This window comes from Yinghuangia sp. YIM S10712, assembly GCF_051388935.1.
In the GTDB taxonomy this organism is placed as follows: domain Bacteria; phylum Actinomycetota; class Actinomycetes; order Streptomycetales; family Streptomycetaceae; genus Yinghuangia.
The window spans coordinates 442,940-467,753 of the sequence record NZ_JBPKBI010000001.1 but is presented as its reverse complement, the minus strand read 5'-3'; the positions used below and the strand labels follow the sequence as shown (position 1 = coordinate 467,753).

21 protein-coding genes, 1 tRNA gene and 1 riboswitch are annotated in these 24,814 nt (G+C 71.0%); of the genes, 8 read left to right on the top strand and 14 right to left on the bottom strand.

The genetic code is table 11. The features are described 5' to 3' along the window. Nucleotides 1-68 precede the first annotated feature (68 nt). The 4 genes from groL to thrC all read right to left on the bottom strand — a co-directional run bounded on the left by groL (nucleotide 69) and on the right by thrC (nucleotide 4,408). Nucleotides 69-1,694 (bottom strand): chaperonin GroEL, encoded by a 1,626-nt coding sequence (gene groL / locus ACRX5W_RS02225; protein ID WP_436786160.1) that lies wholly within the window; start codon nucleotides 1,692-1,694, stop codon nucleotides 69-71. A 338-nt stretch (nucleotides 1,695-2,032) separates the two neighbouring features. Beyond that, nucleotides 2,033-2,236: a cold-shock protein gene (locus ACRX5W_RS02220; protein ID WP_018386095.1), complete on the bottom strand. Its 204-nt coding sequence runs from the start codon at nucleotides 2,234-2,236 to the stop codon at nucleotides 2,033-2,035. Nucleotides 2,237-2,751: 515 nt separating this feature from the next. Then, complete coding sequence (locus ACRX5W_RS02215; protein WP_436786159.1) at nucleotides 2,752-3,030, bottom strand: ubiquitin-like small modifier protein 1; 279 nt, start codon at nucleotides 3,028-3,030, stop codon at nucleotides 2,752-2,754. A 106-nt stretch (nucleotides 3,031-3,136) separates the two neighbouring features. After that, a complete protein-coding gene (thrC, locus tag ACRX5W_RS02210; protein WP_436786158.1) occupies nucleotides 3,137-4,408 on the bottom strand; it encodes a threonine synthase in 1,272 nt (423 codons plus the stop codon). Nucleotides 4,409-4,424: 16 nt separating this feature from the next. Further along, nucleotides 4,425-4,568, bottom strand: a riboswitch (SAM riboswitch). A 277-nt stretch (nucleotides 4,569-4,845) separates the two neighbouring features. Between thrC and ACRX5W_RS02205 the strand changes: the two genes are divergently transcribed. Together ACRX5W_RS02205 and ACRX5W_RS02200 are read left to right on the top strand one after the other, a co-directional pair. Next, entirely contained in the window at nucleotides 4,846-5,832 is a 987-nt protein-coding gene (locus ACRX5W_RS02205) for a glucosyl-3-phosphoglycerate synthase (RefSeq protein WP_436786157.1), read from the top strand. Nucleotides 5,833-5,972: 140 nt separating this feature from the next. Next, nucleotides 5,973-7,424: an alpha,alpha-trehalose-phosphate synthase (UDP-forming) gene (locus ACRX5W_RS02200; RefSeq protein ID WP_436786156.1), complete on the top strand. Its 1,452-nt coding sequence runs from the start codon at nucleotides 5,973-5,975 to the stop codon at nucleotides 7,422-7,424. A 24-nt stretch (nucleotides 7,425-7,448) separates the two neighbouring features. On the opposite strand, the gene otsB is transcribed toward ACRX5W_RS02200, so the two are convergent. The 5 genes from otsB to ACRX5W_RS02175 all read right to left on the bottom strand — a co-directional run bounded on the left by otsB (nucleotide 7,449) and on the right by ACRX5W_RS02175 (nucleotide 10,555). Next, complete coding sequence (otsB, locus tag ACRX5W_RS02195) at nucleotides 7,449-8,282, bottom strand: trehalose-phosphatase (RefSeq protein ID WP_436786155.1); 834 nt, start codon at nucleotides 8,280-8,282, stop codon at nucleotides 7,449-7,451. 156 nt (nucleotides 8,283-8,438) lie between these two features. Continuing rightward, nucleotides 8,439-9,140, bottom strand: a complete 702-nt coding sequence (locus tag ACRX5W_RS02190) for a LytR C-terminal domain-containing protein (RefSeq protein WP_436786154.1) — start codon at nucleotides 9,138-9,140, stop codon at nucleotides 8,439-8,441. A gap of 472 nt (nucleotides 9,141-9,612) precedes the next feature. After that, nucleotides 9,613-9,954: a DUF3263 domain-containing protein gene (locus ACRX5W_RS02185; protein WP_436786153.1), complete on the bottom strand. Its 342-nt coding sequence runs from the start codon at nucleotides 9,952-9,954 to the stop codon at nucleotides 9,613-9,615. A 92-nt stretch (nucleotides 9,955-10,046) separates the two neighbouring features. Then, on the bottom strand, nucleotides 10,047-10,352 hold the full coding sequence (locus tag ACRX5W_RS02180) for a hypothetical protein (protein WP_436786152.1): 306 nt from the start codon (nucleotides 10,350-10,352) through the stop codon (nucleotides 10,047-10,049). Beyond that, nucleotides 10,349-10,555 (bottom strand): hypothetical protein, encoded by a 207-nt coding sequence (locus ACRX5W_RS02175; protein WP_436786151.1) that lies wholly within the window; start codon nucleotides 10,553-10,555, stop codon nucleotides 10,349-10,351. Before ACRX5W_RS02175 ends, ACRX5W_RS02180 begins: the two co-directional genes overlap by 4 nt. A gap of 117 nt (nucleotides 10,556-10,672) precedes the next feature. Here ACRX5W_RS02175 and ACRX5W_RS02170 point away from each other — a divergent pair, with 117 nt between their 5' ends. From ACRX5W_RS02170 to ACRX5W_RS02155, 4 genes are all read left to right on the top strand, one after another. After that, the gene (locus ACRX5W_RS02170; protein WP_436786150.1) at nucleotides 10,673-11,437 is read left to right on the top strand and encodes an HAD family hydrolase; all 765 of its coding nucleotides are present in this window, start codon (nucleotides 10,673-10,675) and stop codon (nucleotides 11,435-11,437) included. Further along, nucleotides 11,434-13,839 (top strand): glycoside hydrolase family 65 protein, encoded by a 2,406-nt coding sequence (locus tag ACRX5W_RS02165; RefSeq protein WP_436786149.1) that lies wholly within the window; start codon nucleotides 11,434-11,436, stop codon nucleotides 13,837-13,839. The genes ACRX5W_RS02170 and ACRX5W_RS02165 overlap by 4 nt, the downstream gene beginning before the upstream one ends. Nucleotides 13,840-14,055: 216 nt before the next feature. Next, nucleotides 14,056-16,821, top strand: a complete 2,766-nt coding sequence (locus ACRX5W_RS02160; RefSeq protein ID WP_436786148.1) for a protein kinase domain-containing protein — start codon at nucleotides 14,056-14,058, stop codon at nucleotides 16,819-16,821. Between the two features lie 196 nt (nucleotides 16,822-17,017). Then, the gene (locus ACRX5W_RS02155) at nucleotides 17,018-17,905 is read left to right on the top strand and encodes an SAM hydrolase/SAM-dependent halogenase family protein (protein ID WP_436786147.1); all 888 of its coding nucleotides are present in this window, start codon (nucleotides 17,018-17,020) and stop codon (nucleotides 17,903-17,905) included. Between the two features lie 48 nt (nucleotides 17,906-17,953). On the opposite strand, the gene ACRX5W_RS02150 is transcribed toward ACRX5W_RS02155, so the two are convergent. From ACRX5W_RS02150 to ACRX5W_RS02135, 4 genes are all read right to left on the bottom strand, one after another. Next, a complete protein-coding gene (locus tag ACRX5W_RS02150; protein WP_436786146.1) occupies nucleotides 17,954-18,865 on the bottom strand; it encodes a CBM35 domain-containing protein in 912 nt (303 codons plus the stop codon). A gap of 262 nt (nucleotides 18,866-19,127) precedes the next feature. After that, on the bottom strand, nucleotides 19,128-20,669 hold the full coding sequence (locus tag ACRX5W_RS02145; RefSeq protein ID WP_436786145.1) for a diguanylate cyclase domain-containing protein: 1,542 nt from the start codon (nucleotides 20,667-20,669) through the stop codon (nucleotides 19,128-19,130). Between the two features lie 248 nt (nucleotides 20,670-20,917). Next, entirely contained in the window at nucleotides 20,918-21,766 is an 849-nt protein-coding gene (locus ACRX5W_RS02140) for a TetR/AcrR family transcriptional regulator (RefSeq protein ID WP_436786144.1), read from the bottom strand. Between the two features lie 243 nt (nucleotides 21,767-22,009). Beyond that, on the bottom strand, nucleotides 22,010-22,606 hold the full coding sequence (locus ACRX5W_RS02135) for a TetR/AcrR family transcriptional regulator (protein WP_436786143.1): 597 nt from the start codon (nucleotides 22,604-22,606) through the stop codon (nucleotides 22,010-22,012). Nucleotides 22,607-23,585: 979 nt separating this feature from the next. Between ACRX5W_RS02135 and ACRX5W_RS02130 the strand changes: the two genes are divergently transcribed. Beyond that, the gene (locus tag ACRX5W_RS02130) at nucleotides 23,586-24,068 is read left to right on the top strand and encodes a flavin reductase family protein (RefSeq protein WP_436786759.1); all 483 of its coding nucleotides are present in this window, start codon (nucleotides 23,586-23,588) and stop codon (nucleotides 24,066-24,068) included. 77 nt (nucleotides 24,069-24,145) lie between these two features. Here the strand turns inward: ACRX5W_RS02130 and ACRX5W_RS02125 are convergent, their stop codons facing one another. Then, nucleotides 24,146-24,424, bottom strand: a complete 279-nt coding sequence (locus ACRX5W_RS02125) for a GlsB/YeaQ/YmgE family stress response membrane protein (protein WP_436786142.1) — start codon at nucleotides 24,422-24,424, stop codon at nucleotides 24,146-24,148. Nucleotides 24,425-24,607: 183 nt separating this feature from the next. Between ACRX5W_RS02125 and ACRX5W_RS02120 the strand changes: the two genes are divergently transcribed. Further along, nucleotides 24,608-24,681: transfer RNA gene (locus ACRX5W_RS02120), tRNA-Thr, on the top strand. Nucleotides 24,682-24,814: the final 133 nt, after the last annotated feature.

Below are 24,814 nucleotides of genomic sequence, written 5' to 3'. Positions count from 1 at the left end.
CCCTCGGCTTGGCACAAGGCTCGCGTCAGCCCCGAGGGGCCGACGCGGGACCGCTGGTCCTGGCGGGATCAGAAGTCCATGCCGCCCATGTCCGGCGCGCCGCCGGCCGGAGCGGCGTTCTTCTCCGGCTTGTCGGCGATGACAGCCTCGGTGGTGAGGAAGAGCGCGGCGATGGAGGCCGCGTTCTGCAGCGCGGAGCGCGTGACCTTGGCCGGGTCGATGATGCCCTCGGCGACCAGGTCGACGTAGTCGCCGGTCGCGGCGTTGAGGCCGTGGCCCGGGGTGAGGTTGCGCACCTTCTCGACCACGACGCCGCCCTCAAGGCCGGCGTTGACCGCGATCTGCTTCAGCGGGGCCTCGACGGCCAGCTTGACGATCGCGGCACCGGTGGCCTCGTCGCCCTCCAGGTCGAACTTCTCGAACGCGGCCTGGGACGCCTGGAGCAGGGCCACGCCACCACCGGCGACGATGCCCTCCTCGACGGCGGCCTTGGCGTTGCGCACCGCGTCCTCGATGCGGTGCTTGCGCTCCTTGAGCTCGACCTCGGTGGCCGCGCCCGCCTTGATGACGGCGACGCCGCCGGCGAGCTTGGCGAGGCGCTCCTGGAGCTTCTCGCGGTCGTAGTCGGAGTCCGACTGCTCGATCTCGGCGCGGATCTGGTTCACGCGGCCCGCGACCTGGTCCGAGTCACCGGCACCGTCGACGATGGTGGTCTCGTCCTTGGTGACGACGACCTTGCGCGCGCGGCCCAGCAGCTCCAGCCCGGCGTTCTCCAGCTTGAGGCCGACCTCCTCGCTGATGACCTGGCCACCGGTGAGGATGGCGATGTCGCCCAGCATGGCCTTGCGGCGGTCGCCGAAGCCGGGGGCCTTGACCGCGACGGACTTGAAGGTGCCGCGGATCTTGTTGACGACGAGGGTGGCCAGGGCCTCGCCCTCGACGTCCTCGGCGATGATCGCGAGCGGCTTGCCGCCCTGCATGACCTTCTCCAGCAGCGGGAGCAGGTCCTTCACCGACGAGATCTTGCTGTTGACGATCAGGATGTACGGGTCGTCGAGGACGGCCTCCATACGCTCCGGGTCGGTGGAGAAGTAGGGCGAGATGTAACCCTTGTCGAAGCGCATGCCCTCGGTGAGCTCCAGCTCCAGACCGAAGGTGTTGCTCTCCTCGACGGTGATGACGCCTTCCTTGCCGACCTTGTCCATCGCCTCGGCGATCATCTCGCCGATCTGCGGGTCGGCGGCGGAGATGGAGGCCGTCGAAGCGATCTGCTCCTTGGTCTCGACGTCCTTCGCAAGGTTGAGAAGCTGCTCCGAGACGGCCTCGACGGCCTTCTCGATGCCGCGCTTGAGGGCCATCGGGTTGGCGCCGGCGGCGACGTTCCGAAGACCCTCGCGTACGAGCGCCTGGGCGAGGACGGTCGCGGTCGTCGTACCGTCACCGGCGACGTCGTCCGTCTTCTTCGCGACCTCCTTGACCAGCTCGGCGCCGATCTTCTCGTACGGGTCCTCCAGCTCGATCTCCTTGGCGATGCTCACACCATCGTTGGTGATGGTGGGCGCACCCCACTTCTTCTCGAGCACGACGTTGCGGCCCTTGGGGCCCAGCGTGACCTTGACGGCGTCGGCGAGCTGGTTCATCCCGCGCTCGAGGCCGCGACGCGCTTCCTCGTCGAACGCGATGATCTTGGCCATGTGGTGAGGTCCTCCCAGAACGGGGTGGATGCTGAAGAACCCGAGCCGACGCCCGCGACGGCCGATCCGGCTCCGCGGGGATCCTTCCCCCACGGCCTCCGGACCTCATCTGCCCGGTCCTTTGTCACTCTCACATCCAGAGTGCTAACGCCAATGATTAGCACTCGGGTAGGTCGAGTGCAAGCGGCCACCCGCGCCACCCCCTCCGACCTGCGGTCGGACACGCCGAGGCCCGGCCTCCCCAACCGGGAGACCGGGCCTCGGCGCACACGCGCAAGAAGAAGAGCAGTCCCAGAAGAGCGGTGAACAGGCTCAGCCGGTCAGAACGCGTCTGAGGCTCAGCCGGTCACTCGGACCATGTCCGCCTGCGGGCCCTTCTGCCCCTGCGAGATCTCGAACTCGACCCGCTGTCCTTCCTCAAGCGTCCGGTACCCGTCCATCTGGATCGCGCTGTAGTGGACGAAAACGTCCGCACCACCGTCGACCGCGATGAAGCCGTACCCCTTCTCCGCGTTGAACCACTTGACGGTGCCCTGAGCCATTCCTAACTCCCCTGTTACTGGCCCTTTCACGGAAACTGCGCGCCGCAGCTCCGGGTCGTTCGCTTACTTCTTGACCCACTGAGTGAAGTCAGCACAGGGCAAGCAGGTTCGCGAGTTGTTGCCGCGCACCAGAGCAGTACGTGGAACCGTCCGACCGCGGCTGAATGTATCCGCATGGGCGGTCGACGCAACAGGTCAAACGGACGAGAAATCCCACGAGAATAAAAGAGACATATAGTCCTATCACGTGAGTAATGGCGCATTACACCACTGGAGGAAAGCAATAAAAGGTACATATCGGATGTGATCTCGACCACGGGATTGTGCGGCTCTTGCCGCGACATCTCCGGTAAATGCGGTTGTAGAGGCCACGCTTCATCCCGCTTCCACGGAATCGGTCCTTCCGATTCATCGCTTCCCGCCCGCGTTCCCGGCCCCCGACTATCGATCATGAAAAAAGTCCGCCGCGCGACTTCGCGCGGCGGACTTCTGCGTTTTCCGGCGACGGACAGCTCTCAACAACCGCCCGCGACGGCCGGGATCACCGAGACGTTCGCGCCGTCCGGGGTGGCCGTCTGGAGGCCGTCCGCGAAACGCACGTCGTCGTCGTTCACATACACGTTCACGAACCGCCGCAGCTTGCCCTGGTCGTCAAGCACACGCGCGGCGATGCCCGGGTAGGACTTCTCCAGCGACTCGATGACCTCGGCGAGCGTGGCGCCGTCGGCCGTCACCTCGGCCTCGCCGCCGGTGTACGTGCGCAGAATCGTCGGGATTCGGACGGAAACACTCATGGTTTGACCCAACCTTTCGGGTGATCCCCCGGCGATCAGCGGCCGGCCGCCGGGTCGGCGGTTCTTGTGGAGACGGCGGGGTTGCGTGGAGCGGATGTACGCCGGTTCAGGCCAGCCCGGCTTCGCGGAACGCGTCGAGACTCGGACGGATGGTCGCGGACACGCCCGTGGTCGACTCGATGGCGTCCAGCGTCTTGAGGCCGTCACCGGTGTTGAGGACGACCGTGGTGGCCTCCGGGTCGAGCTGCCCGGTCTCGACCAGCTTCTGCAGGCAGCCGACCGTCACGCCGCCCGCGGTCTCGCCGAAGATGCCCTCGGTCCGCGCGAGCAGCTTGATCGCCTCGACCACGCGCCCGTCGTCCACGTCCTCGACCGCGCCGCCGGTGCGCTTGCACACGTCCAGCACGTACGGGCCGTCCGCCGGGTTGCCGATCGCCAGCGACTTGGCGATCGTGTTCGGCTTGACGGGGCGGATCACATCGTGCCCGGCCTTCCACGCCGCCGACACCGGCGAGCAGCCCTCGGCCTGCGCGCCGAACACCTTGTACGGGGTGTCCTCGACCAACCCGAGCTTGATCAGCTCACGGAAGCCCTTGTCGATCTTGGTGAGCTGCGATCCCGACGCGATCGGCACGACGATCTGCTCGGGCAGGCGCCACCCCAGCTGCTCGGCGATCTCGAACGCCAGCGTCTTGGAGCCCTCGCCGTAGTACGGCCGCAGGTTCACGTTGACGAAGCCCCAGCCCTCGCCGGCGGTGTCGCCGATGAGCTCCGAGCAGAAGCGGTTGACGTCGTCGTAGGTGCCCTCGATCGCGACCAGGTTGCCGCCGTACGCCGCGGCCGTCAGGACCTTCCCGGCCTCCAGGTCGGCCGGGATGAACACGCACGAGCGCAGCCCCGCCCGCGCGGAAGCCGCGGCCACCGCGCCGGCCAGGTTGCCGGTCGACGAGCACGAGAGGGTCGTGAAGCCGAAGTTGCGGGCCGCCTCGACGGCGATCGCCACGACACGGTCCTTGAAGGAGTGCGTCGGGTTGCCGGAGTCGTCCTTGACGTACAGGTCCTTGATGCCCAGCTCGCGGCCCAGGTTGCGGGCTTCCACGAGCTTGGTGAAGCCGGGGTTCAGGTTGGGCTTGGCCGCGACGTCGGCCGGTACCGGAAGCAGCGGCGCGTACCGCCAGATGTTGTTCGGACCGGCCGCGATCTGCTCGCGCGTGACGCCGCCGGAGAAGTCGTACGCGACCTCCAGCGGCCCGAAACAGACCTCACACGCGAACTTCGGGCCCAGGTCGTACCGCTCGCCGCATTCGCGGCAGGACAAAGCGACAGCGGGGCCGAAGGCGCCGGGCGCGAGGGTCAGGGTTTGTGCGATCACAGCCATGTGAGCGAGGCCTCTCTCCTCATCTTCCCCACGGGGGTCCCCGCAGGCCGGACTTGGCACCAGTCCGTCGGGGGCCCCGCGTGCGACGCACATGGGTGTCCGAAATCGGATGGTTGCCGGGGCTTCAACGGGCCGTTCCCTCTGCCCCTCTGGATGAGCTCTATGGCGGCAGAGCGCCACCGGCCCCCCGAAGGGCAACCCGGCAGCCGCGCCGCGTTTGTCCGAGCCGACATGCGATCGTCGTATCTCGTGACCAAGACTGTAACCGAACCGGTAGCCGGTCGATCATCGGCGTCCGACCCGCGAGACGATGTCCCGCAGAGTCCCGCAGACGCGCACGTCAGAGGCCACGGCACCGCACGTGCACGAAAACACGTACGAAACGTACACATGACACAGTGCACGGCAACTGAACGAGACGACAGGGGAACCCGAAAGTGCTGCCCGAGGTGAGCCGCTGGCTGGACCGCCGGTCCTCGACCGCCGCCGACTGGCCGGTGCCGATGCTGTGGGAGGCCAAACGCGCCGCCCCGGCAAGCCGCGTCAGCGTGGTCCTCCCCGCCCTCGACGAGGAGCGGACCGTGGGCGCCATCGTGCACGCCATCCGCTCCGAGCTCATGGACCGGTACCCCCTGGTCGACGAGCTCGTGGTGGTCGACTCGGGCTCCACCGACCGCACCGCCGAGGCCGCCGCCCGGGCCGGCGCGCGCGTCGTACACCGCGACGACATCCTCCCGCGCGTGCCCGCGCTGCGCGGCAAAGGCGAGGTGCTGTGGCGGTCGCTCCTGGTCACGAGCGGCGACATCGTCTGCTTCATCGACGCCGACCTGCGCGACTTCTCCGCCGCCTTCGTGTCCGGCATCCTCGGCCCGATGCTGACCGACCCGTCCGTGCAGCTCGTCAAGGCCATGTACGACCGGCCGCTGGAGATCGGCGACACCGTCGTCCCGGCCGGCGGCGGCCGGGTGACCGAACTGGTCGCGCGGCCCCTGCTGAACATGTACTGGCCCGAACTCGCCGGCTTCGTCCAGCCCCTCGGCGGCGAATACGCCGCCCGCCGCAGCCTCCTCGAACGCCTGCCGTTCCCGTGCGGCTACGGCGTCGAGACCGCCATGCTCATCGACGCGCTGCATCTGGTCGGCCTCGACGCCATGGCCCAGGTCGACGTAGGGGTGCGCCGCCACAACCACCAGGACGACGCGGGCCTCGGGCGCATGGCCGGCGAGATATGGCAGGCCGTCCTCGAACGCCTGCACCGCGACGGCCGCATCCCCAAGAGCGCCGGCGGGCTCAACACCGTCTTCGCGCAATTCGAACGCGACGCCGCGGGCTTCCAGGTGCGCAGCCACGACGTCGCCGCACACGAGCGCCCGCCGATGATCGGCATCCCCGAGTACCGCACACGCGACGCCCTGGCCGGCTGATCCGCGCCGGGCCGACGGGCGGGCCTTCCGAAAACCGCCCCCTTGCGGAGTCGGTGGCCGCCAGGACATGCGGGGCGCAAAACCGCTCTTCACAGCGCCGCGGTGTTTGTCCCACCGGACCGATGGCTACGGTTGGAACCATGAGCCCCACAGCCGCAGCCGCCCGGGTCCTCGTCGCCTCCAACCGCGGTCCGGTGTCGTTCCGCACCGAAGACGACGGTTCACTCTCCGTCCACCGCGGCGGCGGCGGACTCGTCTCCGGGCTCTCCGCGGCGGGCCAGGGCACCGGCGCCGTATGGGTGTGCGCGGCACTCTCCGAGGCCGACCGCACAGCAGCCCGCGACTCCCCTTCGGGCCGCATCGACCTGGCCGGCCACGACACCGGCGACCTGGCCGTACGCATGCTCGACATCGACCCGGGCACCTTCGCCCGCGCCTACAACGCCATAGCGAACTCGACGCTGTGGTTCATCCACCACCTGCTCTACGACACCCCCGGCAAGCCGGTGTTCGACGGCCGCTTCCGCAAGGAATGGGCGTCGTACGAGGCCTACAACTCGGCGTTCGCCCACGCCCTCGCCGAGGAAGCCGCCGAAGGCGCCCAGGTCGTCGTGCAGGACTACCACCTGACGCTGACCCCCGTACTCCTGCGGCGGCTGCGGCCCGACCTGCGCATCGGCCACTTCTCGCACACTCCGTGGGCGCCGCCGGACTACTTCCGGCTGCTGCCCGACGACATCGCGGCGGCCGTGCTCGAAGGCATCCTCGGCGCCGACCGCGCGGGTTTCCTGACCCGGCGCTGGGCCGGAGCCTTCCTCGACTGCTGCGAGCAGGTGCTCGGCGCCGCCGTCGACCGCACCGCGATGACCGTGACCCACCAGGGCCACACGACGGCGATCGGCGTTCACGGGCTGGGCGCCGACGCCGACTTCCTGCGCGAACGCGCGTCGCGGCCCGACGTCGACGCGCGGCTCGCCGCTCTGCGGGAAGCCGTCGGCGACCGCAAGGTGATCGTGCGCGTGGACCGCACGGAGCTGTCGAAGAACATCGTGCGCGGCCTGCTCGCCTACCGCGACCTGCTGCGCGGACGACCCGAGTGGCACGGCAAGGTCGTGCACATCGCGTTCGCCTACCCGTCGCGGCACGACCTGCCCGAGTACCGCGAATACACCGCGGCCGTGCAGCGCATCGCCAAGGAGATCGACGACGAGTTCGGCACCGACACCTGGCAGCCGCTGATCCTGCACGTCAACGACGACTTCCCACGCTCACTCGCGGCGTACCGGCTCGCCGACGTCGCCCTGGTCAACCCGATCCGCGACGGCATGAACCTGGTCGCCAAGGAGATCCCGGTCGTCTCCGAACGCGGCTGCGCGCTCGTCCTGTCCCGCGAGGCGGGCGCGTACGAGGAGTTGGGCGCGGACGCGATCGTGGTCAACCCGTTCGACGTCAGCGCCACCACCGAGGCCCTGCACGAAGCGCTGTCGATGGACGAGTCCGAACGCGTCGAGCGCACCAAGCGCCTGGCCGCCGCGGCGACCGCGCTGAGCCCGCAGCAGTGGTTCCTCGACCAACTCGACGGCCTGCGCTGACCTTTCGGGACGCCTGCCGGGTGTTCAGCCGCCCAGCGCGTCGGCCAACGCGGCCAGCAGCGCGGCGACTCCGGGCGGCCCCGGCACCACCACGTCGGCCCGCTCGGCGAGTTCGTCCACCTCGGCGGACGCGCTGCACACCGTGAGCCCGGCGACGTCCTCGCCGCGCAGACGCTCGACCGCGTCGAACGCCGCGAGATCGCCCAGGTCGTCGCCGGCGAACAAGACAGAACCGGCGTCGACTTCCGCGACGAAAGTGGTCAGCGCACGACCCTTGTCCATGCCGGGCGGACGCAACTCCAAGACATAGCGCCCCGGTTCGACGACCAGGCCGTGCTCGGCCGCGAGCGCACCCAGCGGCTCGCGCAGCGCGTCGAACGCGCCTTGCGGATCGGGCGCGCGCCTTGTGTGCACGCCGACCGCGCGGCCCTTGTCCTCGACCCAGGCGTCCTCACGCAGCCCGAGCTCGGCAAGCACTCCGGGCAGGGCCCGCCGCACGGCCTCGACCCCCGCGGGCACCTCCGGCGCGCTCACCCGGCCGGTTGCCGCGTCCCAGCGCTCCAAGCCGTACTGGCCGAGCACCACGAGGCGTTCGAGGCCCGGCACGCCACTGAAGCCTCCGTACTCGACGGCGACGGCGGCGGGACGCCCTGTCACGATCGCCACCGCGCCCAAGTGCGGCGCGAGGCGGGCCAGCGCCTCGACGGCGGCGGGTTCGGCGCGGGCCTGCTCGGGGTCGTCGACGATCGGCGCGAGGGTGCCGTCGAAGTCGAGCGCCACCAAGGCACGGCCCGGCTCCCCGAGAAGCGCTGAGAGCCCGGCTTTCCCGGAAGGCGTTGTCGGCTGCGGGATGTCCATACGACCAACCTAGTGCGGTGGCGGGGGAGGTTCCCGGTTTCGGTGACGCCGGGCCCGCACGGGTCGGAGAGCCGGCCCCATCCGGGGCCGCGCGCCCGCGTGGGGGGAACGAGGCATGACCGGGCGGTGAGGCCGGAAACGCGGCCGGTCTCCGCACTAGCGCGGAGGCAGCGGCAGGCCCGGCCCGTCGACGACGATGACCACCAGACGCGCCTGCGTGATACCGGGGAACGACCGCTTCACGCGGCGGATTTCGGGGAACGCCTCGGCGAGTTTGCGGGCCTCGGCCTCGCGTCCCGCCGGGTAATAGACGGTGGTCGCGGGAACCCGGCCGCGCCACACGGCGTTTCCCGTGACCCGCCAACCGCCCGCGGTGAGCTTGTCGGCCAGAGCACGGGCAGCAACGGGAGCGCGGCCCTGATCGAGCACCACGACGTCACCGCGCGACGGTTTCGGCGGCGGCGCGGGGGGTTGCACGGTCACAGGGGCTGCCGGGGGGAGCGGGACCGGCGGGGCCTCGGCTGCCTGCGGAACCGCGGCGGCGACGGGTTCGGTCACGGCCGGGCGCGGATCGCGCGCGCTCGCCGACTCGTCGGCCGAACGGCCGAACCCGGCCACCAGCCCGCCGACGAGCGCGGCCACCAGCGCGACCGCGGTCACCGAGGCACCCACAGGGCCGAGGCGTTCGAGCGGCCCGAGCGGCGCCTCCGCGTCCGGGGCGTCGAGGTGGTCGGGGCGCTTCCACACCGCCTTCGCGCGGCCGACGCCGCCGATGACTTCGAAACCGCCGAAGGTGGCGCCGCCTTCGACGAAGTCCGCGGAGTAACGGCGGCGCGAGCGGTGGCGGCGGTTCGGCATGGACGTACTCCCGGCAGGCGTGGCGTGCGACGGCGGTCGGTCGACCCGGCGTGTCCCCGAAGGCGTGCGTCCGGGCTCGGCCGTCCCGCACCGCCTGTACACAGGTCCGCGGCCCACGCAAACGTGGGAAGGGCGACGCGCGTCATGCCGGCCGGGTGATCGTGGGCGCGGATGCCGGCGGCGGGCATCATGCGGTGCGGAAAGTCACGCGGAACGCGCTGTCGTCCTCGTCCACCGCCCCGCACCACGCGAGTGACGTGCGCGGGAGCCTCGAATTCGGATGACGCAGCGCAGGATCCATCCGGCGGCACCGCGCACCGCCCACTGCCGAATGCGACGACGAGCGCCGAATGCCGACGTGGGACCGGCAGTTGGCCCTGTCACCGAGCACCCGCCGCGCGCAGTCGCGACCTGGCGCCCGCACGCGGATCCGCGCATCGGCCCCGCATCCGTCTGCGGCGGCGCGCCCGCGTCAGCCGCCCGGCCGCCGGACCGCCGAGCGCGCCTGTTGCCGCGCGTCCCGCAGACGGCGCAGGCGTGCGACGAGCACCGGGTCGTGGGCAAGGGCCTCGGGGCGGTCGAGCAACGAATTGAGCGCCTGGTAGTAGCGCGTGGGCGAGCAGCCGAAACGGTCGCGCACCGCCCGCTCCTTGGCGCCCGCGTGCTTCCACCACAGGCGCTCGAAGTCGAGGATGCCGAGGTCGCGTTCGCTCAATCCGTCGGCGGGCCGCGTCGACTCGGCGCCGTCCGCCTCCTGGGATGCCGCGGCGGCGTCGGGCCCGGGTACGCGTGCCACGTCGTCGTTCTCGCCCATGGTCCGCCCTTCCCTCGTCGCACCCGCCCGCCGTCCCGGTCGGCGGCGCCGCAGACCATTGTGCCGGGGCCCGCCGACAACCGGCGTCCGCCTCACAGCTCCAGGATCGCCCGCAGCGCCATCTCGACGCGCTCCATCGTGTCGGCGTCCACGCGTCCGAGCAGCTTGCCGTGGTCGAAGCGGGTCTGGCGGAAACCCGCGACGTCGGGGACCCCGACGACGCCCTGCACCGGCTCGGTGAGCGGCACGGTGACCAGGGATTCGGGGAAGGTCCCCGGTTCGTGGACGACCACGCACAGGGCCTGCCCGTACATCGCCGTCACCTCGTCGGCACCCACCACCAGCACGGTGCGCTCGCGGCCGACCGTCGGAATGCGCCAGACCTGGCCGCGCCTCATCGCAGGTCCGTCTCGGCCGCGTGCAGGACGTCGTCCGGCGGCGGGTCCGGGGGTCCGGCGTCGGCGACTTCGCGCATCGCGTCCATGAGAAGGGCCGAGCGCAGAGCCTTGGCCGCGTACGCCGAGATGTCGCCCCCCGCGGCCTCGTGCACCGCGGCCACCAAATCGTCGGGCAGCGACAGCGTGACCTCGACCAGCGCCATGGGTGCCCCCCTTCCCCGAAGTTCCCCGAATCAGGGGACAAACGTAGCGGGTATCCGCTTGGGACCGAGATGATCCAATGACGGATGATCGTCCCCCACTCGGGTAACAGTCGGGCCATGTTGGGACTGCCGGACTCCATCCACGCCTTTTTGTTCGACCTCGACGGGGTGCTGACCCAGACCGCGAAAGTGCACGCGGCAGCGTGGAAGGACATGTTCGACTCCTTCCTGCGTGCCGAAGCCCAGCGCGAGGGAACACCGTTCGTGCCATTCGACGCCGGCCGCGACTACGACCGGTACGTCGACGGCAGACCCCGCCTCGACGGCACCCGGGCTTTCCTCGCGTCGCGCGGCATCACGCTGCCCGAGGGCGGCCCCGACGACCCGCCGGGGACCCGAAGCGTGTACGGGCTCGGCAACCTCAAAAACCGGACCGTGCTACGCATGATCAAGGAGCAGGGGGTCGAGGCGTACGAGGGGTCGCTCGACTACGTGCGCCGGCTCGCGGAGCACGACGTGCCGCGCGCGGTGGTCTCGTCGAGCGCCAACTGCCGCGACGTCCTGCGGGCGGCCGGCTACGAGGGATTGTTCGAGGTCATCGTCGACGGCCTCGTCGCGATCGAGGAACACCTGCCGGGCAAGCCCGCGCCGGACACCTTCGTGGCCGCCGCGCGCAAGCTGGGGTACGCGCCCGAGCAGGCGGTCGTGTTCGAGGACGCGCTCGCCGGCGTGGCGGCCGGGCACGCGGGCGGCTTCGGACGCGTTGTCGGGGTGGACCGGGTCGGACAGGCGGAAGCGCTGCGGCAGCACGGCGCCGACGTGGTCGTCGAGGACCTGGCGGAACTCCTGACGGAAAAGCACGAGGAGCGTGGCACGGCATGACAGCGCACGAGGCCTACACGATCGATCCCTGGGGGCTGACCGAGCAGTCGCTGGACCTGGACGTGCTGGCCCGCGCGGAATCCGTGTTCGCGCTGTCCAACGGCCACGTGGGTCTGCGCGCCAACCTCGACGAAGGGGAACCGCACGGGCTCCCGGGCACCTATCTCAACGGCGTGTTCGAGCTTCGGCCGCTGCCGTACGCCGAAGCGGCCTACGGGCAGCCGGAGTCGGGGCAGAGCGTCATCAACGTGACGAACGGCAAGATCATCCGGCTCCTGGTCGACGACGAGCCCTTCGACCTGCGCTACGGCGACCTCGTCGAGCACCAACGCCGCCTGGACTTCCGCGACGGCCTGCTGCGGCGCCGCGCGGTGTGGACCTCGCCGGCGGGCCGCACGATCCGGGTCACCTCGACGCGCCTGGTCTCGCTCACCCAGCGCGCGGTCGCGGCGATCGAGTACGAAGTCGAACCGGTCGACGGCGCGGCACGCATCGTCCTGCAGTCCGAACTCGTCGCCAACGAGCAACTGCCGTCCGCCGACGGCGATCCGCGCGCGGCGGCGGTGCTGGAGGCTCCGCTGGTCGCCGAACACCACTCGTGCACCGACGCCAAGGCCGTGCTGGTGCACCAAACGCGGTTCAGCGGCCTGCGCGTCGCGGCCATGATGGACCACGAGATCGACTACACCGGGCACTTCGAGGCCGCCACGGAGACCGAGGAGGACCAGGCGCGCTTCAGCGTCACCACGGTCCTGAAAAAGGGCGAGAAGCTGCGGCTGGTGAAGTACCTCGCGTACGGCTGGTCCGCGGCCCGCTCACTGCCCGCGGTGCGCGACCAGGTGGCCGCCGCGCTCACTGCCGCGCGGTTCACCGGATGGGACGGGCTGGTCGCCGAACAGCGTTCGTACCTCGACGCGTTCTGGAGCCACTCGGACATCGAGGTCGACGGCGACGTGGAGCTCCAGCAGGCGATCCGCTTCGCGGTGTTCCACGTGCTGCAAGCAGGGGCGCGCACGGAGGAGCGGGCCATCCCCGCGAAGGGCCTGACCGGGCCGGGCTACGACGGGCACTGCTTCTGGGACACCGAGACGTTCGTGCTGCCGGTGCTGACGTACTCCCTGCCCGACGCCGTCGCGCAGGCGCTGCGCTGGCGGTACTCCACGCTGCCGCTGGCCCGCGAGCGAGCCGCGCAACTCGGCCTGGCGGGCGCGGTGTTCCCGTGGCGGACGATCCGCGGCGAGGAGTGCTCCGGCTACTGGCCGGCCGGTACCGCCGCGTTCCACATCGGGGCGGACATCGCGCGCGCGGTCGAACGCTACGTGCGCGCCACCGGCGACATCGACTTCGAACGCGACTACGGCATGGAGATCCTGGTCGAGACCGCGCGCATGTGGCGCTCGCTCGGCCACCACGACGCCGAGGGCCGCTTCCGCATCGACGGCGTCACCGGGCCCGACGAGTACAGCTCGATCGCGGACAACAACGTCTACACCAACCTCATGGCGCAGGCGAACCTCCGCGCGGCGGCCGACGCGGCCGGGCGCCACCTGCACGAAGCCGCGGCGCTGGGCGTGAACACCGAGGAAATGGCCGGGTGGCGGGACGCCGCCGCGGTGATGTACATCCCGTACGACGAGAAGCTGGGCGTACACCCGCAGGCGGAGGGCTTCACCAACCACGAGATGTGGGACTTCGACAACACGCCGCAGGACAAGTACCCCCTGCTCCTGCACTTCCCGTACTACGACCTGTATCGCAAGCAAGTGGTCAAGCAGGCCGACCTCGTGCTCGCGATGCAGGTGCGCGGGGACGCCTTCTCCGCGGAGCAGAAGGCCCGCAACTTCTCCTACTACGAGCGCCTGACCGTGCGCGACTCGTCGCTGTCGGCGTGCACCCAGGCGGTGATCGCCGCCGAGGTCGGGCATCTGGACCTCGCGTACGACTACCTCGCCGAGGCCGCTCTCATGGACCTGCACGACCTCGGCGGCAACACCCGCGACGGCCTGCACATGGCCTCGCTCGCGGGTGCCTGCATCGCCCTCGTCGCGGGCTTCGGCGGGCTGCGCGACCACAACGAGCGGCTGATGTTCCGGCCGAGGCTGCCGTCGGGCCTCTCACGGGTCGCGTTCTCGATGCGGCTGCGGAAGAACATCGTGCTGCACATCGAGATCACGAACGCCGAGGCGACGTACTCGCTGCGGGAGGGCGACAGGCTGAGGCTCGTGCACGACGAACAGGAAGTGCTGGTCACCTCCCAGAAGCCGGTGAGCCTTCCGATCCCCCGGCCCGTCCCGCTCGAACGCCTGACGCAGCCCGCCGGCCGGGAACCCGCACGCCGGCAGGCCCAGTCCGGGCCGACGATCGCCTCGGGCGACGCGCTGGGAGTGGGGCAGGACGAATAGGTCCGCCTCCGGGCCGAAAGGGCCTCACCCCACCGGCGCCTACCGCGGTGGCGGACCGCCGCGGCAGGCGCCACCAAAGCTGAGGGAAGCCCCGCAAAGTGCCGGAGCCGACCGGGCGCCCCCTCCGCCAGGCCGCGGCGGCCACTACGCTGACGCTCGATCTCCGTCGGCCGCTTCTCGGCGGAGGGTGTCGTCGACGCGGGGAACAAGGTGGCAATGGAAGCGCTTCGTCCGGGTGATCCGCCGCGGCTCGGACCCTACCGGCTGCGCGGACGACTCGGCGAAGGCGGCATGGGCGAGGTCTTCCTCGGTGTGTCCCCGTCGGGGCTGCGTGCGGCGGTGAAGACCGTGCGGCCCGAGTACGCACACGACCCTGGCTTCCGCGAGCGCTTCCGCCACGAGGTGGCCGCCGCGCGCCGGGTGGACAGCGCGTGGACCGCACCGATCGCCGAAGCGGACCCCGACTCCGACCCGCCGTGGCTCGCGACCGAGTACCTGACCGGCATCTCGTTGCAGGACGCGGTCGCGACGTACGGGCCGCTGCCGGAGCGGGCCGTACGCGTGCTCGCCGCGCAGTTGGTGGAAGCACTCATGGCGATCCACCGGGCCGGACTCGTCCACCGCGACCTGAAGCCGTCCAACGTCATCCTCGGCCGGGACCGGCCGCGCGTGATCGACTTCGGCATATCCCGGGCGATGGACTTCGCGACCCGCACGCTGACCACGCCCGGCAGCGCGATCGGCTCGCCGGGCTACATGGCGCCCGAGCAGGCGACCAGCGGCGACGTGGACCAGCGCACGGACATCTTCGCTCTGGGCGGCGTGCTCGTGTACGCGGCGACCGGGCACACGCCGTTCGGCGCGACACCGCAGAACGCGATGCAACTGCTGTACCAGATCATCCAGGGCGAACCCCGGCTCGACGACGTCCCCGCCGGGCTGCGAGACCTGCTCGCGCAGTGCCTCGCGAAGAAACCCGAGGAGCGGCCGGCGCTCGCCGACATCCTCCACAGCACGATCGGCGACGCGGACGCCGCCGACGCGGCGGGCGGCACGTGGCTGCCGGCCCCGCTGGCCGAGGAACTGACACGGCGTCACAATGCGGACCCCGTGGGGGCGTTGCCACCGCCTTCCGGCGAACACGCACACGCCATACCGCCTCCTCCCGGGGCTGGAGCCCCCGGCCCGGCCGGGACTTCGGCCGACGCACCGCGCGGAGGCCCGGAAGGGGTCACCGAAGTCCTCGCCGCCGACCGGGACGGGGTGACGACGCCGCTGCCCGGCCCCCGTTCGGCGCCGATGCCGCGGACGCAAGTCCTGCACGACGGCGGGGAACCGACGTCCGACGGCGCCGCCGCGTCGCCCGCGGGCACACACGTTCTCGACGCCGAGGGCGACGACGCCGCGACCACGCCGGAACCCACCGGCCGGCGCGGCCTCAGTCGGCGCGGCTTCCTGATCGGCGGCGCGGTCGCGGGCGTCGGGGCGATCGGCGGGGCCGCCGGATGGCTGCTGACGCGCCGCGACGACGCCGCACCGACGCCGCCCGGCACGTGGACGCTCTCCGTGGGCCAGGTCACCACGACGAATGCCCTGGTCGTCGGCAAGACCCTCATCGTCGTCGGCGAGAACGACACCGGCGATGACGACGAGTCGCCTGTCATGGGAACGGTCACCGCGATGGACGCGGTGACCGGGCGCTTCCTGTGGCAGGGCAGGACCGCGGCCCCACACGTCTCGAAGCCGATCGCCAACGACACCACTGTCTTCGTCCTCACCTGGACCGACGCGGACGGATCGAAGTACGACAGCCGGGAATGCGCGGTGCACGCGTTCGACGCCGCGAGCGGACGGGAGCTGTGGAAGCACGAGTTCCCGTCGACCCAGGCCTACCTGCCGCAACAGGTCGCCGACGTCCTGGTGACGGCCATCGGCCCCAAGAGCGAGTCGTCAGCGGACCTGGACACCGCCAGAGTCGTCGCGTTCGACGCCGCCACGGGTGTCGCGCGATGGGAGTACGCGCTGCCGTCGACGGCGCCCTACCCCACATCCGCCTCGCTGTACAACCAACGCGTCCTGATCTCGTGTCAGCCGCCGCCGTCCAGCCAGGACTTGGCGGTCGTACGTGGGTTCGACCTCTACGGCGACGGGCGGGAACAGTGGTCGTGGACGGCACCCGCGGAACGGTGGTGCTGGCCCGCCGTGTCCGCTCTGGACACCGTGATCGTCCGATCCGGCTCGTCGTCCGTGGGCGAGTCGTACGACAAATACCGCACGCTGGTGGCCTTGTCCGCCACCGCACCCGGCCCGACCGTGCCGCTGCTGTGGCGCACGGACGCCCTGCCTCCCGGCTGGGGGCCCGATCCCGTCGTGGATCCCGCGACGAAGACGGTCGTCGTCCTGACCGAAGGAGACGACGGCGGCTTTGATCCGACAGGCCCGTGGATCCAGGCATTCGACGCGACAACCGGCCTCCCGCGCTGGGAGAAGCAGCCCAAGGAGTTCAAGCTCTCCGCTCCCACGATCCACGAGTCCACGCTCTATGTCGCCTGTCGGCCCTCGGACAAGCAGTCCGCCGCGGCCCGCGCGACGGCGACCCCCAGCCCCACGGCCACACCGTCCCCGCCTCCCGGAGGATTCCTCGGCAGCGGGACGATCTACGCCTACGACACCGCCGACGGCACCCTGCGGTGGGAGTACAGCGTCCCGCGCCCCGGCTACATCACGCAGCCGCTGGTGGTGGGCGACGTCGTGTGCGTCGGCGTCTCCGGACTCGACGGACAAAAGGCCGTCGCCATCGGCATCGACGCGGTCTCGGGCGAACACCGCTGGTCGGCGGAAGGCGTGTCGCAGCACGCGTCCGGCCCCGCGCTCCTCGGCGACCTCTTCCACATGGTGACGTCACCCGACCCGGATTCGGCCACCACGGGGGCCATGGCGGCGGCGTTCCGCACCAAGGCACGGACGGAACCGGTCATCTGACGACCCGGAACGTAACGGCCCGTCAAGTGCGGCTTGTGGCAGGGGACTACCCGCGGACGAGCGCTGTGGTTCGGCCGCCACGAGCCCCGTGCGCGACACCGTGAGCCGCACCCCGAGCGGACCGGCGCCGAGGAAAACCGGCGTCACCGCAAGCCATCGCCCTGCCCGGCGGCGAACAACCCGTACCGTGGCGCCCATGAGCGCGCCCATTTCGTTTCTGACCGACTACGGGACCTCGGACGGCTTCGTCGCCGCGTGCCACGGAGTCATCGCGCGAATCGCGCCGGACGCACGGATTTTCGACATCACGCACGAGGTCCCGCCCGGGGACGTGCGCCGGGGCGCGCTCGTGCTGGCCCAGACCGTGCCGTACCTGCCGGCGGGCGTGCACATCGCGGTGGTCGACCCGGGAGTGGGGACCGCACGGCGCGGGGTGGTCGTACAGGCCGGTGGGCAACTGCTCGTGGGGCCCGACAACGGGGTGCTGATGTGGGCGGCGGACGCGTTGGGAGGGGCGGTGGGGGCGCGGGAATTGACCAATCGTGATCTGATGCTCCCCCTTGTGTCCTCAACGTTTCACGGGAGGGATGTGTTCGCGCCGGTCGCCGCGTACTTGGCGGCTCGGTCGGCACAGCTCGCAGAGGGCGCGGCTGCATCGGCGACCGGGTCACCGGATCCGGCGGGGGAAGCGGACGCCGGGTCCGCCATCGACGCCGTCGGCCCCGCCGTCGACCCCGCGACCCTCGTACGACTCCCGGAGCCCGTCGCCTACATCAGCGACGGCACCGCGCACGGCGAAGTCCTCACCATCGACCGCTTCGGCAACGTCCAGACCTCGCTGACCCGCGAGCAGCTCGCCGAACTCCCCGCGACGCTCGGCGACATCCTCACCGTCCGGACCGCCGACGTCGCGTGGGACGCCGTCCTCGCCCGCACGTTCGGCGACGTCACCCCGAGCACACTCGTCGCCTACGTCGACTCCGCCGGCCACCTCGCGCTCGCGGTGCACGGCGGCGACGCGGCGGCACTGACACACGTACGGTCCGGCGAACTCATGACCGTCACGCGACGAGCAAGAACCTGACCGGAAACCGTCCTCGGTCACCGAACCGCGCCGGCCGGCCCCGAGACGTCAGTTCTGTTTCTCGGCGACCCACATCTTGTCGACGGTCACATTGCAGGTGTCGCCCGCCTGACAAGCGAGCGAGACCGTGTTCTCGCCCTTCTTCAACTCGACCGTGCGGTAGGTGGTCCACCACTTGTCCACGCCACCGGTCCCGTACATGTTGAGCTGGCCGTACTTCGCCTCACCGTTGGCCAGGACCGTCATCATCTGCTTGGGCCGGTCCTTCGCGTCCGAACTCGGCTCGGGGTTGGCGTACCGGACGTACAGCGAGTACGTCCCCTTCTCCGGCGCGTCGAACGTCACCGTGATCGCCGCCCCCGGGCTGTTCAACCCGCCGACGTAACCGGCACCGCTGAAGTTCCCCGCGGTGGCCTCCATGCGCGCGCCGCCCTGCAACTGCGCTTCCTCCGCCTCCGTTTCGCCGAACGTCGTCGGCTTCGCCGACGACGGCGGAGCGGAACTCGGCGGAGCGGAACTCGGCGGGGCCGAACTGGCCGGTGCCGTCGGCGTCGGCGACTCCGCCGTGTCCTTCTTGTCGTCGCCGCTGCCGTTCATCGCGACCACCGCCGCGATCACACCGATCACCACCACCAGCGCGACGACCGCGCCGACGACCGGCCCCCGGCTGCCGCGCGACCCCCCGCGCGAACCGCCTCCCCCGCGGCGCGGCGGCGGCACGTCACCAGGCGGCGGACCGCCCGGGACGGGTCCCGGTATGGCCTGGGTCTGCGCGTCCGAACCCGGCGGCGGCGCATACTGCGGCGGTGGCGGGCCGTAACGCGTCTGGCCCACCTGGACGTACGGCGACGTACCGAATCCCGCGGGCGCGGCCTGGCCACTGCCCTGCGCCTCACCCGGGCCGGGGCGGTAGAGGTAGCCGTACGGGTCCTCCGGCTCTCCCTCGGTACCCACCGTCATCGGGTTCGCCCTTCCTGTGAGTCCCTGCGCGTCCTTGTGCGCGGCTGCTCGGCCGACGCCCGCCGCCGAGGCGACACCGCGGGCACACAGTGCACACAGCATCGATTCGAGTCGACAGACTGGTGCATCACACTAACGGGCTATCGGCTCCGGGATGGCCACAGTCCATCGCCCGGACGGCAAATCGCCGCCGGAGGAACCCGGCACGCCACGCCAAATCACCGCCGGCAACCGCCCGTTCGGGGCCCCGGGACGGACCGCTTCAGCCCGCGCGGCGCTGGGCGCGCTCTCGTCCGCGCTTCTGCCGATACATGCGCTCGTCGGCGATACGCAGCAGGTCTTCCGGTTTTTCCGCCGAATCGGCCCACGCGATACCGAAACTCGCGCCGTCCAGCGGGACCGACTCGCCCTCCGCGCGAATGGGCACGGACAGCGCCCGGCGCAGGCGTACCGCGAGATCGTGGGCTTCGTCACGTCCGATGCCGTCGGCCAGCACGACGAACTCGTCGCCGCCGAGCCGCGCGACCGTATCGCCCTCGCGGACCGCGGCGGTCAGGCGGCGGGCGACCTCGACCAGGACCGCGTCGCCGACATGGTGGCCATAGTCGTCGTTGATGCGCTTGAAGCCGTCCAGGTCGCAGAACAGCAGCGCCAGCCCCCGGCCGTCGCCCGCGGCCGCGCCCACGTGCGGCAGCTCCGGCGCGACCCCCGCCAGACGCGGCACGCGCGTGAACGTCGCGTCCAACCGCGCCCGCAACTCGCGACCGTTGGGCAGCCCGGTCAGCGGATCGTGGCTGGCCTGGTGGACGAGCGCCTGCTCACGGAGCCGGCGGTCCTCGACGTCCTCGACGTGGGTGAGCAGAAACCGCGCGCCGCCGTCGCCGTCGCCCACGTGCGACGTCCGCAGCGAGACCCAGCGGTACGTCCCGTCGCTGCGGGCGAGCCGCAGCTCGGTACACCCCTCCACCGGCGCGCTGCCACCCAAGTGGCCGGCCAGCAGCTCGCGGTCCTCCTCGTGCACGACCGCGGCCAGCCCCAGCCTGCGCAACACCGGCGCGGGATAGCCGAGCATGCGGCACAGCGCGTCGTTCGCCCGCAACAGGCGCCCTCGCTCGGGACCGCGCACACCCGTCATCACCATGCCGCTCGGGGCGTACTCGAAGGCGTGCCGGAAGCTCTCCTCGCTCGCCCGCAGCGCGTGCTGTTCGTCCTGAAGGCGCGCGACCGCGCGCAGCATCTCGAAACGCAACCGCGCGTTGTCGACGGCGATCGCGGCCTGCGCGGCGAACATGCCCAGCACCTCGCAGCGCCACGGGCCCGGCAGGCGGCCGTCGACCGGCAGGTCCACCGACAAGACCCCGACGAGCTCCCCCTCGGGCGTGGTCAGCGGTGCGAGCAGCGCGTCGTGCGGATGCCACGCGTCGGGATGGTCGCTCACCGGGATGTCCGGCACCCAGCTGGGTACGCGGCCCGGGTCGGCAGGGCCCTGACGGTGACTCAGGAAGCGCAGAGGGCCCCAGTGTTCGGCGGACTCCAGCAGGCGGTCCCAGTCGGTGCGCGGGCCGACCTGGCCGGCCATCGCCGCCGCCAACTCCTCACTGCCGGCGACGGCGGCGACTTCGAGGTCGCCGTCGTCGCGGACGAGGTTGACCGCGGCCGCGCCGAAGCCGAGCCCGGCCACGACGCCGTCCGCCACGGCCTGCAACGTGTCGTGCAGGTCGCGGGTCGCGTTGAGGTCCGCGACGACCCGGTACAGAAGGCGCAGGGTCGCCAACCGGACGTGGGTTTCCGTCTCGGCGGTCATCGGTCTCCCCGAGCGTCGGCGACAGTGCTTCTGGGGTGGTTCTCGTTCGTCCGTGGCTCGTTCGCGAGCGTCTTCTGAACAGATATCGTCCGATTGCCAGGGAAACTGAATCACAGCGGGCTCAGAAACGGCGACGTTCCGTCATCGATTGAGCCCGTTCTGTGAGCTACCTCACGCACGACACCGGATAGCCCTCACAAACCGTTCCGATGGGCGGAGCGATGGCCGACCTGCGGCCTGACTACCCGTCAGGGAGCGGTGATGCCCAAGCCCTTGCACACAAAGCGCACCAAGTGATCGGTCTCTTCACGACTTGGTGCGGTACGCGAACGCAAGTGATCGCTCACGCACGCGAGCGTGAGCCTGGAGAGCGTCAGGGCATCGGCGGAAACATCGCGCGGGACGCCGTCCGAATCACTCTCCGGAAGGTCGGCGTACGCCGCACGGAGCACCTCCTCCAGCGGGGCCATCAGCGCCTCGCCCGAACTGCGGTGCTCGGCCGGGAACAACTCGGCCAGGCGGTCCTGGTGGGCCAGGAAGGGCCGGGTGCGCGCGGCGATCGCCGGATCGGCCGCCTGCACGAGCACACCCTCGACCCACGCGCGGATCTTGCCGGGAACATCCGGGGCCGCAGCGATGCGCCGCTCCAGGTAGTGCCCCATGCGGCGGCGGCCGTCGTCCAGCAGCGCCACCAGCAGTTCGTCCTTGGACCGGAAGTGCCGGTAGAACGCCTGATTGGACAGGCCCGACTCGCGCAGAATCTCCCGGACGGTCGGGTCGAAAGTGCCGGTGCGCTCGACGACGCGGTACGTCGCGTCGACAAGGCGGTTCACCTCGTCCGCATACACGGCCCACCGGGCGGCCAACGGACGGCGAACAGCCTCGCGCACCAGCCCCCTGGCCCGGCCGGCCGCCTCCGCCCCGGCAACCTCGTCGACACCGGGGAAGGCCTCCGGATCGGTGCCCGTGCCGGCGTCCGCACCGGACGGCACGGCGGCCGGGCGCCCGTTGCCGCGGGCGTCGGCGGCGTCCCGGCCGGCGTCGTTGCCCGCGCCCGACCGCAGTTCGTCCGCGCCGACCGGCGTCTGCTCGCTCATGTGCCCCCGCTCCCTGTTCCGGCTTCCACTCCGCACCGACCGGCCCGCCGCCGGGCCCGGCGCACCGCCCCGGAGCCCCGCACTGCCGCGGGCTCGGGTTCTGCCGCCCGAAGTTGTGCGGGCCGACCCCCGCGACCGGCCGCCCGAGCCACGGTTCCATGACCCGGAACAAGGAACGCTATCGTCCGGAACAGTGTTCTCATAGTTATTGTCGATGTTCTCGCGCTTTCCCCGCGGAGAGCGCTACTCGGACAGGAAGCCACCGAAGGCCTGCTCGACCAAGGCGACCAGTTCCGCGCGCGGCACGGTGGTGAGCTCGGGGAAGAAGCCGGTCGAGCGAGTCACGGCGACACCGATGAGCGAGGCCACGGCGATCTCGACACGGCGCCGGGCGTCGTCCGGGTCGCCGCCGATGCGTTCGACCATGGGGTCGACCATCGCGCGCCGCACCGCGGCGGCACCTTCGGCGCGTGCCGTGTCGTCGCCTTCCTCGCCGAGCGCGAGACGGAAGATCGCCCCTGGACCGCCCAAGTCGTCGATGCGGGCCACGAGGAAATCGGCCAGCGCACCGATGCGGGCCAGATCGCGGCGGGCGGCGACGGCGTCGGCGCCGTCCTCCTCGATCGCGGCCAGATAGAGCCCGGCCTTGTTGCCGTAGTAGCGCGCGACCAGCGCGGCGTCGACGCCCGCCCGCTCACCGATGTCGCGCAGCGTCGTACGGTCGTAGCCGCGCTCGCCGAACAGCGCGCGGGCGGCGTCGAGCAGCGCCTTGCGGCTCGCGGCGGCGTCGCGTCTGCGCGGGCGTTGGGCCATCGCGTGTTCGGTGGCCGAGCTGTCCACGGTGAATCCTTCGCCTGGATCATTGAGGGCTCACGAAGTTACCGGGTCGACGTTTCGCGCGGGAACGGAATCGACCGATTGTTTTCAGCCACCGTTCCCCGAGGCCCGCCCTGGGATCCGAGCCGGGTCCACGGCTGACCACCAGCACGTGGACCGCTCAAGCCCACCCGGCGACGCCACCACCATCCCAGGCCGAAAACCGCGCACGCACGGCGACCCCTCGACGCCCGGGCGCATCCGCGGCAGCCGAACGCTCCAGCGCGGCCATGCGGCTTCGCCGGACGGGGCCGCACGTCCGCCGCAGCCGTGCCGGACGGGAGGCGGCCAGGCAGGCGCCGCCACAAGCCCTCCCACCCCACGTGACCGTCCCGGCCGGCAACGAAGACGGAAACGACAAGCGGACCGCCCGGCAGGCGACCATCGCGTTTCCCGGACGCGTCGTCCGCGACGGCGAGCCGGCACACGAGTTCGGGAAGGCGTCGACGCCCTGCCACAGCGGCACGATCCCGAAAAGGCACGCCGTCGCGTCCCCGACACATCGCCTATGACAGCCGGCCGGCACACGACCCCAAGAGGCGTCGACGCCCCGCCACAGCGGCACGGTGCCGAAAAGGAGCAGGCCTCGGTGTCGCCGGCCGAAGGTCTTCAGCGTTCGGGGAGCGGTCGTCGCCTTGGCACAGATCGGGAGGCCGAGGGCCTGCACGTATGCCTGGGTGGCGGACTGGCGGACTCCCCACGACGCGCTCAGGACGCGTGTCCCGCCCCGGCTCTTAGGCTGGAGCCCGTGGAAACACCCGAGCCCGCCGCGCGACCCGTCCGACCGAACACCGCACCCCCTGACCCGGAGGCCGAAGCCGCCGACGCGTCCGAACCACCGCCGACCGCGGATCCGGCCGTTCCCGGTGCGCTCGTCGGCGACGGGGGACCGGCGACCGCGCCCGTCCTCGGCCACGTCGACCCGGACGCCTTCAAGGCCGCGCTGTCCCGGTTCACCGCGGGAGTCGTCGTCGTCACGGCGCGCGAGACCGACGAAAGCAGCGACACCGCGAGCGGCGACGACGTCGGCATGACCGCCACCGCGTTCCTGTCGGTCTCCCTCGAACCGCCCCTCGTCCTGGTGAGCATTCGCCACCAGGCCCGCATGCGCGAAGTCCTCGACAACCAACCGCTGTGGGCGGTCTCGCTGCTGTCGCAGAGCCAGCGGCACATCGCCGGCCGCTTCGCGATCCCCGGCCGCGTCAGCGACCGCCTGATGTTCGCCGACATCCCCCACCGGGCCGGGCCGCTGACCGGCGCCCCCCTCGTCGGGGGCGCCCTGGCGACCCTGGAATGCCGTACGCACCAAATCGTCGAGGCAGGCGACCACTGCCTCGTCATCGGCGAAGTCCTCGCCGCGAACCTGCCGAGCCCCGACGGGCTCCCGCTGCTGCACTTCCGCGGCCGGTACCGCTCGCTTGCCTGAATGCAGCCCGCCGCACGACACAAAGAAGTGAGGGACGGAACCCTCAGGCTCCGCCCCTCACTTGCCGCCGCGCCCGGCTAAACGCGCGCGTTCCCCCGTTTCCCCATGAACGCCGCCACCAACGACACCAGTGCCGCCGCGATCGCGATACTGATGATCCAGCGGATCCAGTCCACACCGGCGGTCTCCTTGACCCCGATCGCCGCCGCGATGCCGTATCCCGCCAGCGTGCCCACGATGCCGACGCCGATGGTCGCAAGCATGCCGATCGACTGCTTGCCGGGCAGGAACAGCCGGGCCAAGGCACCGATGATGATCCCCGCGAAGATGAGACCGATGACGTCCCAGAACCCCATGTGTCGCCTCCAGACCGGCGCGCCGGTCGTGCCAAAGCGGACTTTTTGCTACAAATTGAGCTTCCCACGTTTGGAGTACACCCGCCACACCGCCGCGCCGCCGGGACAATCCCTTGGCCTCGACCGACCGGTGCCTTGTAGCGTGTCGGCCAACGTGCACAATGGATTCGCCGCACCGGCAGCGCCCCGATAGCTCAGATGGCCAGAGCGTCGCTCTTGTAAAGCGAAAGTCGTCGGTTCGAACCCGACTCGGGGCTCCGCAAAACCCCAGGCAGACACGGTCTGACCTGGGGTTTTCCCGTGAAACGACTGATTTGCACGCCGGTGGTGGCAGCCGCGGCCGCGAAGTGCCCGCGCAGCGTGTGGGTAACTTTCGGATCCGGGCCGGCC